This window comes from Streptomyces sp. Edi2 (genome assembly GCF_040253635.1).
Lineage (GTDB): Bacteria > Actinomycetota > Actinomycetes > Streptomycetales > Streptomycetaceae > Streptomyces.
Window position 1 is genome coordinate 1,211,351 of the sequence record NZ_JBEJGX010000003.1, and the last position, 16,883, is coordinate 1,228,233.

General features: G+C 73.3%; 10 protein-coding genes. All 10 read left to right on the forward strand.

Annotated features, from left to right (window positions below):
- Positions 1-5: 5 nt before the first annotated feature.
- The 10 genes from ABR737_RS08710 to ABR737_RS08755 all read left to right on the forward strand — a co-directional run bounded on the left by ABR737_RS08710 (position 6) and on the right by ABR737_RS08755 (position 16,758).
- Positions 6-1,196: an ATP-grasp domain-containing protein gene (locus ABR737_RS08710; RefSeq protein ID WP_350249607.1), complete on the forward strand. Its 1,191-nt coding sequence runs from the start codon at positions 6-8 to the stop codon at positions 1,194-1,196.
- A complete protein-coding gene (locus ABR737_RS08715) occupies positions 1,193-3,046 on the forward strand; it encodes an IucA/IucC family protein (RefSeq protein WP_350249608.1) in 1,854 nt (617 codons plus the stop codon). The genes ABR737_RS08710 and ABR737_RS08715 overlap by 4 nt, the downstream gene beginning before the upstream one ends.
- A 5-nt stretch (positions 3,047-3,051) precedes the next feature.
- Positions 3,052-4,338 carry an MFS transporter gene (locus ABR737_RS08720; RefSeq protein ID WP_350249609.1) on the forward strand — a complete coding sequence of 429 codons (1,287 nt, stop codon included), beginning with the start codon at positions 3,052-3,054 and terminating at the stop codon, positions 4,336-4,338.
- The gene (locus ABR737_RS08725) at positions 4,338-6,119 is read left to right on the forward strand and encodes an IucA/IucC family protein (protein WP_350249610.1); all 1,782 of its coding nucleotides are present in this window, start codon (positions 4,338-4,340) and stop codon (positions 6,117-6,119) included. The genes ABR737_RS08720 and ABR737_RS08725 overlap by 1 nt, the downstream gene beginning before the upstream one ends.
- Complete coding sequence (locus ABR737_RS08730) at positions 6,116-7,363, forward strand: type III PLP-dependent enzyme (RefSeq protein ID WP_350249611.1); 1,248 nt, start codon at positions 6,116-6,118, stop codon at positions 7,361-7,363. The genes ABR737_RS08725 and ABR737_RS08730 overlap by 4 nt, the downstream gene beginning before the upstream one ends.
- Positions 7,364-8,134 carry an HpcH/HpaI aldolase family protein gene (locus tag ABR737_RS08735; protein WP_350249612.1) on the forward strand — a complete coding sequence of 257 codons (771 nt, stop codon included), beginning with the start codon at positions 7,364-7,366 and terminating at the stop codon, positions 8,132-8,134.
- 87 nt (positions 8,135-8,221) lie between these two features.
- The gene (locus tag ABR737_RS08740) at positions 8,222-9,454 is read left to right on the forward strand and encodes an NAD(P)/FAD-dependent oxidoreductase (protein ID WP_350249613.1); all 1,233 of its coding nucleotides are present in this window, start codon (positions 8,222-8,224) and stop codon (positions 9,452-9,454) included.
- A 141-nt stretch (positions 9,455-9,595) separates the two neighbouring features.
- Complete coding sequence (locus ABR737_RS08745) at positions 9,596-13,882, forward strand: bifunctional nitrate reductase/sulfite reductase flavoprotein subunit alpha (protein ID WP_350249614.1); 4,287 nt, start codon at positions 9,596-9,598, stop codon at positions 13,880-13,882.
- A 181-nt stretch (positions 13,883-14,063) separates the two neighbouring features.
- Positions 14,064-14,258, forward strand: a complete 195-nt coding sequence (locus tag ABR737_RS08750) for a hypothetical protein (RefSeq protein WP_350249615.1) — start codon at positions 14,064-14,066, stop codon at positions 14,256-14,258.
- 46 nt (positions 14,259-14,304) lie between these two features.
- The gene (locus ABR737_RS08755) at positions 14,305-16,758 is read left to right on the forward strand and encodes a phosphoketolase family protein (protein ID WP_350249616.1); all 2,454 of its coding nucleotides are present in this window, start codon (positions 14,305-14,307) and stop codon (positions 16,756-16,758) included.
- Positions 16,759-16,883: the final 125 nt, after the last annotated feature.

The following is a 16,883-nucleotide window of genomic DNA, read 5'->3' on the forward strand; positions in this document are numbered from 1 at the left end:
CGCCCATGCGGATGTACCTGCTCGCTCTCAACCCCACCGACTCGGTCACCGAGGGATTCCTTCCCGCCGCCGCCCGCCTCGGTCTCGATGTCACACTGCTGACGGACCAGCCGGAGGCGCACCGGCGCGCCGGCTGCCGGGCAGAGGTCCTGGAGTGCGACGTCCGTGACTTCCGTGCCGTCATCACCCGCATCGCCACCCACCACCCGGCCGCCGCGGTCTTCACCAACAGCGACCACCTGCAGACCCAGGCGGCCCTGGCCGCCGAGTACTTCGGGCTGCCGGGCAAGGACTGGCGGGCCACGCTGCGCGCCAAGAACAAGGCCGAGATGCGCCGCCACCTCGCCGCGTCCGGCGCCGACACCGTGCGGTCCGTGGAGCTCGCCCCCGGGCAGGATCCCTCGGCGCTCACCGCCGCCGGGCTCCCCTACCCCTGCGTCGTCAAACCCCGCGAGGGCGTGGCCAGCGAGGACGTGATGCTCGCCGACGGCCCGGAGGAACTGGTGGCGCGCGCCGAGGAGATACAGGCCCGGCGCCCGGAGGCGGCGCTGGTCGCCGAGGAGTTCCTGACCGGCGAGCTGTACACGCTGGAAACCCTCGGCGACGGCCGGGTGCGCCATGTGCTGGGCGGTTTCCACACCACCCTCTCCGCGCCGCCGTCCTTCATCGAGGAGCGGCACGATTTCGTCGCCGCCCAACCGGAGCCGGTCGTCGCGCAGGTACTGGCGCAACTCGACGCGCTGGGCGTCGGGTTCGGCGCCTGTCACACGGAGTTCGTGGTGCACGAGGGCCGGGCGCGGCTCATCGAGGTGAACTACCGCGTCATCGGCGACCAGTGCGATCTGCTGCTCGCCCGGGTCCTGGGCATCGAGCTGTTCGAGCACGTCCTGCGCACCCACCTCGGCGAGCCGCTGCCCGCCGACCTCGGTGCCCGGCAGGACGGCGCGGGCCGGGTGGAGTACGCCCTCGCCGACCGGGCCGGGACGCTCACCGCCGCGCCCGCCGCCACGGACCGCGAGACGGACGGCGTACGGCTGGCCTACCGGCCGCTGCGCGCGGTCGGCGCCGAGCACCCGCACTACCGCACCAACCGCGACTACCTCGGCGTCCTGCGGGCCACCGGCACCGACCGCGGCGCCCTGGACCGGGCCGCCGAGGGCTTCTTCGCCGCCGAGCGCTGGGAGATCTCGTCATGACCGTCTCCCCCGACACCACCGCCGATATCACCGGCGACGTCACCACCGGCATCACCGGCGAGGTCACCGCCGGCACGACCGGGCAGGAGCCGGCCGGGGCCGAGGAGCCCGAGCTGCTGGTGCGGGTGCTGAGCGCGCTGCTGCGCGAGGACGTGGTCGGTCTGCGCACCCGCGGCACGCTGCTGGAGCGGCCGGACGGCCCCTGGCTGCGGCTGCCCGCCGGCCCGGACGCCGGCGCCCTGCTGCTGCCGCTGGGCGCGGACGGCTACCAGAGCACCCATGCGGCCCGGCTGCCCCTGCTCGTCCGCGAATCCGACGGTGCCCGGCTCACCTCGGTCGACGCGGCCCTCACCGCGCTGCGCGCGCTCGCCGACCCGGCCGACCGCCCCGGCTTCGACGCCTTCGCCGAGGAGTGCCGGCAGACCCTGGCGACGATGCGGCTGCACACCCGCACCCGGGACGAGGTCGACCGGGTACTGACCGGGCGCCACGGCGCCTCGGCCGGTGCCTGGCAGGGCGTGGACGGCGGACTGGCCTACGACACCCTCGCCGCGCGCATCGACCACCCCGTCTACCCGACCTCGCGGGGCCGCTCCGGCCTGGACGAGGACCACCTGCGCTCCTACGCCCCCGAGTTCCATCCGGAATTCCCGCTGCGCTGGCTGTCGGTACCGCGCACCGCGATGACGGTCGCGGGCGGCACCGCGGCGCTGCCCGATTGCTGGCCGACGCCGGCGGAGCTGGATCTGCCGCACCTCGGCGACAGCCATCTCGCGCTGCCCGTCCACCCGCTGACGCTCGGCGGCCCGCTGGACGAGGCGCTGCGCGAGACCGGTCTGACGGGCGAGGCGGTGCTGTCCGGACGCGGCCTGCTGCGCGCGGTGCCGACCCTGTCGATGCGGACCGTGGCGGTGGACGCCGACCCCCGGCTGCATCTGAAGCTGCCGCTGGCCACCGCGACGCTGGGGCTGCGCAACCGGCGCACCATCAAGCCCCGTACGCTCATCGACGGCGCCGAGGGCCAGCGGCTGCTGGAGAAGGTGACAGCCCGCGAGCCGCGATTCGCAGAATCGATTCTGCAGGCCGACGAGACGGTCTACGCGCACGCCGGCCATGAGCTGCTGGCCGTGCTGTGCCGGCGCTACCCGGCCGGGCTGGACGGCAGTGCCGTGGTCCCGATGGCCGCGCTGCTGGGCCGGGCGCCCGGCGGACGGCTGGTGATCGACGAGCTCGCCGACCGCTTCTACGGCGGTGACCCGCTGGCCCTGCTGGATGCCGCGCTCACCCTGCTCTTCGACTGGCAGACCACCCTGTTCGGCTACGGTTTCGGCCTGGAGTCGCACCAGCAGAACATCTCGCTGGTCCTGGACGAGGGGGCGCACGGCACCCGGCTGCGGCTGCTGTTCAAGGACAACGACGCACCGCGCATCAACGCCGTACGCCTGCGGGAGACCCTGGGCGAGGACGCCCCGGACCCCGCGGACTTCGCCGATCCGCGGATCTTCGCGGACCACGACCAGCCCGTGCTGGACCTGTTCACCACCATCACCCTGCATCTGTGCGCGGGCTCCTACGCCTTCGGGCTGGCCCGGCACGGGCGGGCGCCGCTCGACCGGCTGCTGGCCCTCGTCCGCGACCGGCTCGCCGAGGCCGTCGACCGGCTGGGCACCGCGCCGGGCGGGCCGGGCGCCGCGCTGCGCGCACACGTCCTGGACGCCCCCCAGCTGCCGGTCAAGGCGATGGTCAGCGCCGGCAGCCTGCTGTCCAAGGAGCGGTCCGGCGCGGCCGACATCAACAAGCACTACACCACCGGCCCCAACTATCTGCTGCCGACGGGGATTTCCCGATGAGCCCGATGAGCCCGACGAAAACCGCCACCACCGCTCGGATCGAACCGAACGCCGTCGAGACCAAGGTCAGCCCCGGACTCGCCCGCCGCCAGGTGTTCGCCGTGGCCGGCTGCTACTTCGTGGCCTCGTTCGCCGCGCTGGGACTGCCGCCCTACCTCACCGAGATCCTGCCCGAGCTGGGCGACGGCGCCGCCCGCTGGGCCGGTCTGCTCTACATCGTGCCCACCATCTTCGGCGCCATCGGCGCCCCGCTGTGGGGGCGGCTCGCGGACCGGTTCGGCCGCAAGAAGCTGCTGCTGCGGGCCCAACTGGGCCTCGCCGCGGCGTTCTTGCTGGCCGGCTGGGCCGACTCACTGCCCACGTTCACCGCGGCGCTGGTGATCCAGGGCGTACTGGGCGGCACCTTCGCCGCGTCCAACGGCTACCTGGGGGCGGCGCTGGAGGGCCATGCGCTGTCCCGGGCGCTGACGCTGATGCAGGGAAGCGCCCGTGCGGCGCTGGTGTTCGCGCCGATCGTGGTCGGCTCGCTGACGCCGTGGCTGTCGCCGCACCGCCAGTACGCGCTGCTCGCCGTGCTGCCGCTGACCGCCGCCGTGATGCTGGCGGCGCTGCCGGAGCCCCCGCGGACCCGGCCCGCGGCCCCGCAGGCCACCACCGCGGAGGCCGAGGCGGACGGAACGCCGGTGGTCGAGGCCGCGGCCGAGCCCTCCGGGCGCGCCCCCGCCGCTTCCCTGCGGGCCCTGTACGCGATCGAGTTCGCCTTCGTCTTCTCCACCGTCATCTCCTTCCCGTACCTGATCTCCCTCATCAAGGAGCGGATACCCGGCACCGGACCGATGGTGTCCGGTGTCCTGTTCGCCCTGCCGCACATGTGCTACCTGATCGCCGCGATCCCGGTGCACACGCTCTTCCGCAACCGCCCCCGGGCCGGTATAGCGCTCGGCTTCGGCTGTATCGCGCTGGGCCTGGCCGGGCACGGCATCGCCGGCTCGCTCACCGCCTTCGTCGCGGTGCGTCTGGTGCTCGGTGCCGGCCTCACCCTGGGCCTGGTCTGCATGTCGGTGCTGGCCGCCGACTGCGCCAAGGGCCGCGCCCCCGGCGGGCTGTTCGGCTCGATCGAATTCTTCTCCAAGGCCGGCGCGGTCGCCGCCGGTGTGGCCGCAGCGGCGGGCAACGACTGGTTCGGCCCCACCGCGCCCGTCCTGACCGGCACCGCGATAGCGCTGGTCACCGTGTTGGCGACCGCCGTCCCCCGCCTTCCCCGTACTCTCCGCACCCGCAGGAGCCTGTGATGCCCTCGCTGACCAATTCGCCCGCCCCCGCCGCGGACCGCGCCGCCCCCGCCGGTCTGCCCACCGCGGACCAGGCCGTGGCGCACACCCTGCTCAACTGCCTGCTGCGGGAGGTGTCCGGACCCGAGCACCAGACCGCCGTCGACCACGGCCGGCTGCTGCTGCGGCTGCCGCGCCGCGGAGTGCTGCTGCGGGTCGCGCTGCGCCGTACCTCGCTGCTCGGCGCGCACCGGTTCACCGGCCCGGTGTCCGAGCAGACCGCCGACGGCTGGTCCGAGGTCGGCTGGCGCCGGCTGGCCGAGTACGTGCACGCCGAGCTGTCGCTGCGCACCGGCGTCGACAACGAGGAGTTCCTGGCGCAGATCGCCTCCAGCCACCAGGCCGTCTCGGCGGCGCTGGCGGCCCGTACGGAGCAGGGCCCGTCCGCCCCGGCGGCCGGCGCGGACGACTGGCAGGCCGCCTACGTCACCTCCGAGCAGTCGCTGCTCTTCGGCCACCGCTTCCACCCGACCCCCAAGGCCCGCACCGGCGACCCCACCGCCTGGCAGTCCTACGCCCCCGAGACCGGGGCCGTCTTCCCGCTGCTGCTGCTCGCCGTGCGCGAGGAGCTGATCGCCGAGGAGGGGTCGGGCGACGGCGCCACCAGCCCGCTGGACGCGCTGCACGCCGACGTCCCGGAGGGCTACCGGCTGCTGCCCGTCCACCCCTGGCAGTACGAGCTGCTGCGCGACCACGCGGGCCTGCAGGAGGCGCTGGACCGCGACGACATCCGCGTCCTGGGCAGCAGCGAGACGCCGTTCGCCGCCACCGCTTCGGTGCGCACCCTCTACGACGGCGACGCGTTCCTGAAGTTCAGCCTGAACATCCGGATCACCAACTGCCTCCGCAAGAACGCCAGTTACGAGCTGTCCGGGGCGGTGGCCCTCACCCGGCTGCTGGCACCCGCGCTCACCGACCTCGCCACCCGGTTCCCCGGTGCCGCGGTGCTCAGGGAGCCCGCCTACCGCAGCCTCGCGCTGCCCGGCGCGGACGGCCGCCCGGACACCGGGCTGCTGGAGGGCTTCGGCGTCATCGTCCGCGAGGGCCTGTCCCCGCGCCTGCTGCCGGGTACCACCCCGCTGCTGGCGGGCGCGGTCGCCGACGAGTACCCCACCAGCCCCGCACACATCTCATGCCTCCTGGACGGCGCCGGCCCGCAGGCCGCGCTGGAGTGGTGGGCCGCCTACCTCAACCTGCTGCTGCCGCCGGTGCTCGCCGCCTACTTCGACCACGGTCTGGTGCTGGAGCCGCATCTGCAGAACGTGCTGGTCTGCGTCGACGGTGACGGGATGCCCGCCCAGGTCCTCTTCCGCGACCTGGAGGGCACCAAGCTCGTCCCCGAGCACCACGCCGACCTGCTGGCCTCGCTGCCCGAGGACATCGCGGCGCCGATGACCTATGACGCCCAGCGCGGCTGGGACCGGGTGGTGTACTGCCTGCTGGTCAACCACGTCGCCGAGATGCTCGCCGCGCTCGCCGATCTGCACCCGGACACCGAGACGGAGCTGTGGGCGCAGGTCCGCCGCACCCTGCAGACCCACGCGGACCGGTACGGCTGCCCGCCGCGGCTGGCCGCCCTGCTGGCCGGCGTCCCGCTGCCCGCGAAGGCCAATCTGCTCACCCGCTGGGAGCGCAAGGCCGACCGTGAGGCCGGCTATGTCCTGCTGCCCTCGCCGCTGGCCGAGGCCGTCCTGTCGGGCGCCGTCCGCAGCGACGACACCACCCCCTGGAGCGCCCGATGACCACCCCGAGCCCCGCCCTCACCGACGCGGTCCGCGACCGCGCCCGCTCCCTGCCGGCCGACGAACTCCCGGCCTACGTCTACGACTTGGCGGCTCTGCGTACGCACCTGGCCGAGGTTCGCGCCGCCCTGCCCGAGCGCGTCGAGCTGTACTACGCGGCCAAGGCCAACCCGGAGCCGGAGATCCTGGCGGCGCTGCGCCCGTACGTGGACGGCTACGAGGTCTCCTCGGGCGGCGAGCTGGCGCACGTCGGCAAGGCCGTGCCGGACGCGCCGCTCGCTTTCGGCGGACCCGGCAAGACGCCCGCCGAGATCACCCAGGCGCTGGAGCTGGGTGTCGGGCGCTTCCACGTGGAGAGCGTGTACGAGCTCCACATGCTCGCGAGCCTGGCCGCCCGCCTCGCGCCGCAGCGCCGGATCGCGGTGCTGGCCCGCTTCAACCTGCCGGTCGACGACGGTTCCCTGGACGGCAGTTCGCTCGCCATGGGCGGCCGCCCCACCCCCTTCGGGCTCGACCCCGCGCAGGCCGGTGAGGTCGTCACCCTGCTCACCGACGGCACCTACCCGCAGCTCGAACTCCGCGGCATCCACGCCCACCTGGCCAGCGGCCTGGAGGCGCCCGAGCAGCTGGCCGTCTCGGAGGCCGTGGTCACCTGGGCCGCCGGCCTGGCCGCCCACCACGGGATACCGCTCTCCGAGGTGACCATCGGCGGCGGAATGGGCGTCGACTACGCCGCCCCGGAGCGGCGGTTCGACTGGGCGGCCTTCGGTGCGGGCCTGGCGCGGCTCGCCGACGCCCACCCCGGCTTCACCCTGCGCATCGAGCCCGGGCGCGCGCTGACCGCGTACTGCGGCTGGTACGCCACCGAGGTGCTGGATGTGAAGCACAGCCACGGCGAGGAGTTCGCCGTGGTCCGCGGCGGCACCCACCATCTGCGCACTCCCGCGACCAAGGGCCACGACCAGCCCTGCACGGTCCTGCCGTCCGACGCGCCCTGGCCGCACCCCTGGCCGCGGTCGGCGGCGCAGGGCGCCCTGGTCACCGTGACCGGGCAGCTGTGCACCCCCAAGGACGTCCTCGCGCGCCACGTCCCCGCACCGGGGCTGCGGGCCGGTGACCGGGTGGTGTTCGGGGTCGCCGGGGCGTACGCCTGGAACATCTCGCACCACGACTTCCTGATGCACCCGCGCCCCGGCTTCCACTTCCTCGGTGCCGGTGAGCCCGGTGCGGACGGGGAGGTCTGAGTGCTCCGCCCCAATGAGGTCCGGCGCAGGCTCGCCGCCGGTGAGGAGGCGTACGGGCTGTTCAGTACGCTGCCCGAGCCCACCATGGTCGAGATGATCGGCTGCGCCGGGTACGACTTCGTCATCCTGGACACCGAGCACACGCTCGTCGACCCGCAGCGGCTGGAAACCCTCATCAGGGCCGCCGAGACGACCGGGCTCACCCCCTTCGTCCGGGTCCCCGAGGCCGATCCCGGCGCCGTGCTGCGGGCCCTGGACGCCGGGGCGATGGGCATCGTCGTCCCGCACGTCCGGCAGCGCGCGGACATCGACGCCACGATCCGCGCCGCCCGCTACGCGCCCGAGGGCATGCGCTCCCTCAACGGCGGCCGAGGCCCCGGCTTCGGCAGCATCGACCCGGCCGAATACCTCCGCCGGGCCAACGAGGAGATCATGATCGTGGCGCTCATCGAGGACGCCGAGGGGGTCGAGGCGATCGACGGCATCCTCTCCCCCGGCGGCGTCGACCTGGTCCTGCCAGGACCCGGCGACCTCTCCCAGTCCTACGGGGTTCCCTGGCAGGTCCGGCACCCCCGCGTGCGGGAAGCGGTCAAGAGCCTCAGCGGAGCCTGCGCCCGCCACTCGGTTCCCTTCTGCGCCATGTCCACCACGCCGGAGCGCCGCGCGGAGTGGCGCGCCGACGGCGTCCGGGCCTTCGTCGTGGGCGAGGACCGCGATCTGACGGCGCGGGCGCTGCGCGGACATCTGGAGCGGACCGCCGGGCGGGGCTGACGGCAACTCCTTCGGCGGTACCCGCCCGGGCCCCGGGCGGGTAACTGATGACCGGGTAACCGATCGTCCGAAGGAGCTGAGCGGGACATGGCCCAGAACACGGCATTCATCATCGCGGGGGCGGGGCTGGCGGGCGCGAAGGCCGCGGAGACCCTGCGGGCGGAGGGCTTCGACGGCCCCGTCGTCCTGCTGGGTGACGAGCGCGAGCGTCCCTACGAGCGTCCGCCGCTGTCCAAGGGCTACCTCCTGGGCACCTCCGAGAAGGAGAAGGTGTACGTCCACCCGCCGCAGTGGTACGCCGAGCACGACGTCGATCTGCGCCTGGGCAACGCCGTCACCGCCCTCGACCCGGCCGGCCACGAGGTGACCCTCGCCGACGGCAGCAGGCTGGGCTACGCCAAACTGCTGCTGGCCACCGGCTCCACACCCCGCCTGCTGACGGTGCCCGGCGCCGACCTCGAAGGGGTCCACACGCTGCGGCGCCTGGCGGACAGCGACCGCCTCAAGGACCTCAACCGGTCCGCGTCCCGGATCGTGGTGATCGGCGGCGGCTGGATCGGTCTGGAGACCACGGCCGCCGCGCGGGCTGCCGGGGTCGAGGTGACCCTGCTGGAGTCGGCGAGGCTGCCCCTGCTGAGAGTGCTGGGCCCCGAGGTCGCCCAGATCTTCGCCGATCTGCACACCGAGCACGGTGTCGCGCTGCGCTGCGACACCCAGGTCACGGAGATCACCGGCACCGGCGGCGCCGTGGACGGGGTACGGCTGGCCGACGGCACCCGGATCGCGGCCGACGCGGTCATCGTCGGCGTCGGGATCACCCCCAACAGCGAGGTGGCCGCCGCGGCCGGGCTCAAGGTCGACGACGGCGTCGTGGTGGACGAGCGGCTGTGCTCCTCCCACCCGGACATCTACGCCGCCGGCGATGTCGCGAACGCCTACCACCCCCTTCTGGGCAGGCATCTCCGCGTCGAGCACTGGGCCAACGCCCTCCACCAGCCGCGGACCGCCGCCCGGGCCATGCTGGGCCGGGAGGTCCGCTACGACCGGCTGCCGTACTTCTTCACCGACCAGTACGACCTGGGCATGGAGTACACCGGATACGTCGGACCGGAGGGCTATGACCGGGTCGTCTTCCGCGGCGACACCACCGCCCGCGAGTTCATCGCCTTCTGGCTGTCCGGCGGCCGGGTGCTGGCCGGGATGAATGTGAACGTCTGGGACGTCACCGATCCGATCCGGGCCCTGGTGGCGGGCGGGCAGGCCGTGGACCCCGAGCGGCTGGCCGACACGGACGTACCGCTGGACGAACTCCTCCCCTGAGCGGCGGCCGCCGGCCGTTCTCACGGGGCGCGGCCGGCGACTGTGTGGTCGCCGTAACGACGGGTGATCACTCGACGTGACACCGGGTTAACGGGCGATTCCTACCGTGGACGGAGCATCCGACCACGAAGGGGACCACCCGTGACCGCACCGGAACCGCCGGCCGAAAGCATCACGCAGGTGCGGACGGCATGCTCGTACTGCGGCGTCGGCTGCGGGATCGTGCTGGATGTGGCGACGGGTCCGGACGGACGGCGGACGGTCCGCAAGGCGGCCGGTGACAAGGCCCACCCGGCGAACGGCGGGCGGCTGTGCACCAAGGGCGCGACCAGCGCCGAACTGCTCGCCGCGCCGGGGCGGCTGTCGACCGCCCTGGTGCGCGCGGACCGCGGCGACGAACCGGCGGCCGAGGCGATGGACACGGCGATCAAGCAGACCGCCGGGCGGCTGCGCGAGATCGTCGACGAGCACGGACCGGACGCCCTCGCCCTCTACGTCTCCGGGCAGATGACCCTGGAGGCGCAGTACTTGGCGAACAAGCTCGCCAAGGGCTTCGTCCGCACCCGGCACATCGAGTCCAACTCGCGGCTGTGCATGGCGAGCGCGGGCAGCGGCTACAAGCTGTCGCTGGGCGCGGACGGCCCGCCCGGCTCGTACCAGGACTTCGAGCACGCCGACGTCTTCTTCGTCATCGGCTCGAACATGGCCGACTGCCATCCGATCCTCTTCCTGCGGATGCGGGAGAGGGTGAAGGCGGGCGCCAAGCTGATCGTGGTCGATCCCCGGCGCACCGCCACCGCCGCCAAGGCCGATCTGTTCCTGCAGATCGCGCCGGGTACCGATCTGGCACTGCTCAACGGCCTGCTGCACCTGCTGGTCGAAAGCGGCGCCATCGACAAGGAGTTCATCGCCGAGCACACCGAGGGCTGGGAGGCGATGCCGGACTTCCTGCGGGACTATCCGCCCTCGGTGGTCTCGGAGGTCACCGGGATACCGGAGGCGGACCTGCGCCGGGCCGCCGAGTGGATCGGCGCGGCGGGCGACTGGATGAGCTGCTGGACCATGGGCCTGAACCAGAGCACCCACGGCACCTGGAACACCAACGCACTGATCAACCTGCATCTGGCAACCGGCGCGATCTGCCGCCCCGGCAGCGGCCCCTTCTCGCTCACCGGCCAGCCCAATGCGATGGGCGGCCGCGAGATGGGCTACATGGGCCCGGGCCTGCCCGGCCAGCGCTCGACGCTGGTGGACGGGGACCGGGCCTTCACCGAAGAGCTCTGGGGTCTGGAGGCGGGGACCCTGCGCGCTGACGATCCCGGCCGGGGGACCGTCGAGATGTTCCGGAAGATGGCGGACGGGGACATCAAGGCGTGCTGGATCATCTGCACCAACCCCGTGGCCTCGGTCGCCAACCGCCGGACGGTCATCGAGGGGCTGGAGGCGGCCGAGTTCGTCGTCTCGCAGGACGTCTTCGCGGAGACCGAGACCCATGCGTACGCCGATGTGGTGCTGCCGGCCGCCATGTGGGCCGAGTCCGAGGGCGTGATGGTCAACTCGGAGCGCAATCTGACGCTGGTGCGGCAGGCCGCCGACGCTCCCGGCGAGGCCTGGCCGGACTGGCGGATCATCGCCCGGATCGCCTGCGAGATGGGCTACGCGGACGCCTTCGGCTATGAGAGCGCGGAGGAGATATTCGAGGAGATCAAGCGCGCCTGGAACCCGCGGACCGGCTATGACCTGCGCGGGGTGAGCTATGAGCGGCTGCGGCACACCCCCGTGCAGTGGCCGAGTGCGGCCGCCGACGGGCCCGACCGCAATCCGGTGCGCTACCTCAACGACGGCAGCAGCCAGACCCTTCGGGAGCGTCCTGACGGCACCCGCCCCCGGCTGTCCTTCCCCACCGCAAGCGGCCGGGCCGCCTTCTTCGCCCGTCCGCACCTTCCGGCGGCCGAGCTGCCCGACGACGACTTCCCGTATGTGCTGAACACCGGGCGGCTGCCGCACCAGTGGCACACGCTGACCAAGACCGGCAAGGTCGCCAAGCTGAACAAGCTCAACCCCGGCCCCTTCGTGGAGCTCCATCCGGACGATGCCCGGGCGCTGGGCCTCGCGGAGGGCGACACCGTCGAGGTCGCCTCGCGGCGCGGCCGGGCGGTGCTGCCCGCCGTGCTGACCGACCGGGTACGGCCCGGGAACTGCTTTGCGCCGTTCCACTGGAACGATCTGTTCGGCGAGTACCTCAGCGTCAACGCGGTCACCCATGACGCGGTCGATCCGGTCTCCTTCCAGCCCGAGTTCAAGGTGTGCGCGGTGTCGTTGGCCAGGGTGGCGGGCGAGGCGGGACCCGGGCAGGGCGGGGCGGGCACGGCGCATACGGGCGGCGCGCCCGGGGACGGTGCGGACCGGGACGCCCGTACGGGCCAGGACTCCCGTACGGCCCAGGGCCCCGGCGCGGGCCGGCACCCGGACGCCCAGAGGGCGGTGGCGGTGCTGTCCGACGTGTTCCAGCTCGCCGGCTCCGCCCCGCCGGTGCTGGCCGACCACGAACGCCGCTACCTGTCCGGCTTCCTCGCCGGGCTGGGCTCCGGTACCGCTGCCGGCACGCCCGTCCTGCCCTCCCACGCCCCCTTCGCTCCGGAGAGCGCACTGTGGGTCAACGGCGTGCTGGCCGGGATGTTCTCGCGGGCGCCGGACACCCGCCCTGCGACGGCGGCGAGCCCTGCGGACGCCGCAGAGGGGGCCGGTGCCCCGCCCGCCCGTACGGTCCTGGTCCTGTGGGCCTCGCAGACCGGCAACGCGGAGGAGGCCGCCGCCGACACGGCCCGGCGGCTGCAGGGCAGCGGGCGGGACGCGACGCTGCTGAGCATGGCCGACAGCGCACCGGCCACCCTGCTCCGCGGCACCGATCTGCTCCTGGTCACCAGCACCTTCGGCGACGGCGACGCCCCCGACAACGGGGCGGGATTCTGGGAGACCCTGAACGCGCCGGACAGCCCGCGTCTGGACGGTGTGCGCTACTCCGTCCTCGCGCTGGGCGATTCCTCGTACGACGACTTCTGCGGCCACGGCCGCCGCCTCGACGCCCGGCTCGCCGAGCTGGGCGCGGAGCGGCTGGCGCCGCGCACGGACTGCGAACCGGACTACGAGGAGCCGGCGGAGCAGTGGCTCGACCAGGTCCTCACGGCCCTGGGGCCCGGCGCGGAGCCGGGCGAAGAGACGGACACCGGCGCCGCCGGGGCCCCGGCCACCACGGCGCCCACCCCGGAGGCCGCCCCGGCTCCCGCCGCCCCGGCCCGCCCCTCCAAGGCCGCGCCCGCCACCGTCCGCCTCGTCGGCAATCAGCTGCTCAGCCGCTCCGGGGCCACCAAGGAGGTGCGGCAGTTCACCTTCGACACCCGTGGCGGCGACGGTCCGCCCCTGGAGTACGAGGTCGGCGACGCGCTCGGTGTGCTGCCGCGGAACTGCCCGGACCTCGTCGCGGAGTGGCTTGCGGTCACCGGCCTCGATCCCGCCGCCGGCGTCGACCTCGCGGGCCTCGGCACGATGCCGCTGGGCGAGGCCCTGCACCGGCATCTCGATATCGCCCGGATCACCCCCGGGCTCCTCCGGCTGATCACCGAACGCACCGGTGACCGGGTCCTCAAGAAACTGCTGCGGCCCGACAACAAGGGCGAGCTGGCCCAGTGGGCCTGGAGCCGGCAGGCCGTCGACGTGCTCGCCGAACACCCGGTGCGGGCCGGTGCGGCGGAGTGGGCGGGCGTCCTCACCCGCCTGCAGCCGCGGCTGTACTCCATCTCGTCGAGTCCGCTGACCGATCCCGCCCTGGTCCGGCTGACGGTCTCCGTGGTCCGCTACGAAAACCGTCAGGGCCGCCCGCGGAAGGGCGTCGCCTCCACCTTTCTGGCCGATGCCGAGCCCGGGTGCCCGGTGCCGGTGTTCGTCCAGCGCGCCGCCCACTTCCGGCCGCCGGCCGATCCGGCCACTCCGATGGTGATGGTGGGCCCCGGCACCGGTGTCGCGCCCTTCCTCGGCTTCCTCGACGAGCGGCAGGCCCGCGGCCACCGCGCACCCAACTGGCTCTTCTTCGGCGAGCAGCGCAAGGCCACGGACTTCTACCACGAGGAGGCACTGGGCCAACTGCGCCGCGACGGGCTGCTCACCCGCCTGGACACCGCCTTCTCCCGCGATCAGCGCGCCAAGGTCTACGTCCAGGACCGGATGCGCGAACACGGCGCCCAGCTGTGGTCCTGGCTCCAGGACGGCGCCCATTTCTATGTGTGCGGCGATGCCTCCCGGATGGCCAAGGACGTCGACCGGGCACTGCGCGACATCGCCGTCGCCCACGGCGGCCTGGCGGAGGAGGCGGCGGCCGGCTACGTCAAGCAGCTCGCGGCGGAGAAGCGCTACGTCCGCGACGTGTACTGACGCGTACCGAGGCATCCGCCGGGCAGGCCGGGGCACACGCCTGGTGTCCGTTCACCTCATGGACTGCACGAACCACCTCCTCACCCCGTGGACGGAGGGCTTCACCACCCTGCCCGCGGATTTGATCCTGAACGGGCCGACCACGTGCGTTGGACGGACGATGGGGAAGAAGGAGAGCGCCATGACCCTGACGACCGTCCACGCCATGACCACCGAACCGACGCCCCAGGGGCCGGAGCCGGTGCCGAGTGACCCGCACCCGGTGCCGCACGATCCGGCCCCCGCCGAGCCGGAACCGGACGAGCCGGGCCCGGACCCGGAGGAGCCGCCCGGCGCGGAACCGGGCGAGCACCCGGCCCCCGAGCCGCCCGACTGAACGGGGGACGGCCCCGGTTGCACGCCACCGTGACAGGGAGATGAGCATGCACGATACGGAGAACTCGGCAGGGGCGGGGACGAGCGGGGACCCGGCGTCGCCGGGCCCCCTCGACGCCGCCGAGCTGCACCGTCTCGACGCCCACTGGCGGGCCGCCAACTATCTGTCCGCCGGACAGATCTACCTGATGGCCAATCCGCTGCTGACGGCGCCGCTGCGGCCCGAGCACATCAAACCGCGGCTGCTGGGCCACTGGGGCACCTCACCCGGCCTGAACCTGGTGCACACCCACCTCAACCGCGTCATCAGGGCCCGTGAGCTGGACGCCCTGTGCGTGTGGGGGCCGGGGCACGGCGGCCCTGCCGTGGTGGCCAACTCCTGGCTGGACGGCACATACTCCGAGACCTACCCGGATGTCACCCGGGACGGCGAGGGCATGGCCCGGCTCTTCCGGCAGTTCTCGTTCCCCGGCGGGGTGCCCAGCCATGTCGCCCCGGAGACCCCGGGGTCCATCCACGAGGGTGGTGAGCTGGGCTACTCCCTCACCCATGCCTACGGCGCCGCGTTCGACAACCCGGGGCTGTTCGTCGCCTGTGTGGTCGGTGACGGTGAGGCGGAGACCGGGCCGCTCGCGGCGTCCTGGCACGCCACGAAGTTCCTGGACCCGGTGCACGACGGCGCGGTGCTGCCCGTGCTGCATCTCAACGGCTACAAGATCGCCAACCCGGCGGTGCTCGCCCGGATCCCGCGGGACGAGCTGGACGCCCTGCTGCGCGGCTACGGCCACGAGCCGATCCATGTCGAAGGCGACGACCCGGCGACGGTCCATCAGGCGCTGGCCACGGCCATGGACGGGGCACTGGACCGGATCGCCGCCATCCAGCGCCGGGCCCGTACCGAAGGGGTGACGGAGCGCCCCCGCTGGCCCATGATCGTGCTCCGTACGCCCAAGGGCTGGACCGGTCCGCACGAGGTCGACGGGCAGCCCGTCGAAGGGACCTGGCGCGCCCACCAGGTACCGCTGCCCGGCGTACGCGACAACACGGGCCATCTGCGGCAGCTGGAGGAGTGGCTGCGGTCGTACCGTCCGCAGGAGCTGTTCGACGACGAGGGCCGCCCGCGACCTGACGTGCTCGCGTGTGTGCCCGAGGGGTCGCGCCGGCTGGGCGCTTCACCGCACGCCAACGGCGGTCTGCTGCTGCGCGATCTGCCCGTCCCGCCACTGGAGCGGTATGCGGTGGAGGTCGGCAAGCGCGGCAGCGGACTGCACGAGCCGACCCGGGTGCTGGGCGGCCTGCTGGCAGCGGTCATGGAGGCCACCGCCGAGCGCCGCGACTTCCGTGTCGTGGGTCCCGACGAGACCGCGTCGAACCGCCTGGAAGCGCTCTACGACACCACCGGCAAGGCCTGGCAGGCCGCCACGCTCGACACCGACGAGCACCTTGCGCACGACGGGCGGGTCATGGAAGTGCTCTCCGAGCATCTGTGCCAGGGCTGGCTGGAGGGCTATCTGCTCACCGGCCGGCACGGGCTCTTCTCCAGCTACGAGGCGTTCGCGCACATCGTCGACTCCATGGTCAACCAGCACATCAAATGGCTGCGGACGTCGCGCCGGCTGCCCTGGCGGCGCCCCATCGCCTCGCTGAACTACCTGCTGACCTCCCACGTCTGGCGGCAGGACCACAACGGCTTCTCGCACCAGGACCCCGGCTTCGTCGACCACATCCTCAACAAGAGCCCGGAGGTGGTCAGGGTCTATCTGCCACCGGACGCCAACACCCTCCTCGCGGTGGCCGATCATGCGCTGCGCAGCCGCGACTACGTCAATGTGATCGTGGCCGGCAAGCAGCCGGGCTTCGACTGGCTCAGCCTGGACGAGGCCCGCGCCCACTGCGCGCGCGGCGCCGGTGTCTGGGAGTGGGCGGGCACCGAGGACGGCACCGTCTCCCGAGCTCCCGGCTCCGCTCGGGACGGGGAGACCCCCACCCCCGATGTGGTGCTGGCCTGTGCCGGGGACGTGCCGACGCAGGAGACCCTGGCGGCGGCCTCCCTGCTGCGCCGGCATCTGCCGGAGCTGACGGTGCGGGTGGTCAATGTCGTCGACATGGCCCGGCTGCTGCCGTCCGGAGAGCACCCGCACGGCATGCCCGACCCCGAGTACGACGCCCTGTTCACCCGCGACAAGCCGGTCATCTTCGCCTACCACGGCTACCCGTGGCTGATCCACCGGCTCTGCTACCGCCGCGCCGGCCACGCGAATCTGCATGTCCGCGGCTATCGGGAGGAGGGCACCACGACCACGCCCTTCGACATGGTCGTGCGCAACGACCTCGACAGGTACCGGCTGGTGATGGATGTGATCGACCGGGTCCCTGGCCTCGGGGTGCGCGCCGTCGCGGTGCGGCAGGCGATGGCGGACGTCCGTACCCGCCACCACGCCTGGGTACGGGAACACGGCACCGACCTGCCGGAGGTCACCGACTGGAGCTGGGCGGGCTGACGGCATCCGGCCGGACGCCCCGCGCAGCGGACCGGGGCGCAGGCGCCGCTGCTCCGGGCGGCACACAGACTCCGCACCGGATAGACCACCCGGCCTGGCGACGACGATCGCTTCGGCTGTCCAAC

Bases quoted from the DNA above. Each gene is read 5' to 3' on its own strand.
- ABR737_RS08710 (WP_350249607.1), top strand. From the start codon at position 6: ATGCGGATGTACCTGCTCGCTCTCAACCCCACCGACTCGGTCACCGAG.
- ABR737_RS08715 (WP_350249608.1), top strand. From the start codon at position 1,193: ATGACCGTCTCCCCCGACACCACCGCCGATATCACCGGCGACGTCACC.
- ABR737_RS08720 (WP_350249609.1), top strand. From the start codon at position 3,052: ATGAGCCCGACGAAAACCGCCACCACCGCTCGGATCGAACCGAACGCC.
- ABR737_RS08725 (WP_350249610.1), top strand. From the start codon at position 4,338: ATGCCCTCGCTGACCAATTCGCCCGCCCCCGCCGCGGACCGCGCCGCC.
- ABR737_RS08730 (WP_350249611.1), top strand. From the start codon at position 6,116: ATGACCACCCCGAGCCCCGCCCTCACCGACGCGGTCCGCGACCGCGCC.
- ABR737_RS08740 (WP_350249613.1), top strand. From the start codon at position 8,222: ATGGCCCAGAACACGGCATTCATCATCGCGGGGGCGGGGCTGGCGGGC.
- ABR737_RS08750 (WP_350249615.1), top strand. From the start codon at position 14,064: ATGACCCTGACGACCGTCCACGCCATGACCACCGAACCGACGCCCCAG.
- ABR737_RS08755 (WP_350249616.1), top strand. From the start codon at position 14,305: ATGCACGATACGGAGAACTCGGCAGGGGCGGGGACGAGCGGGGACCCG.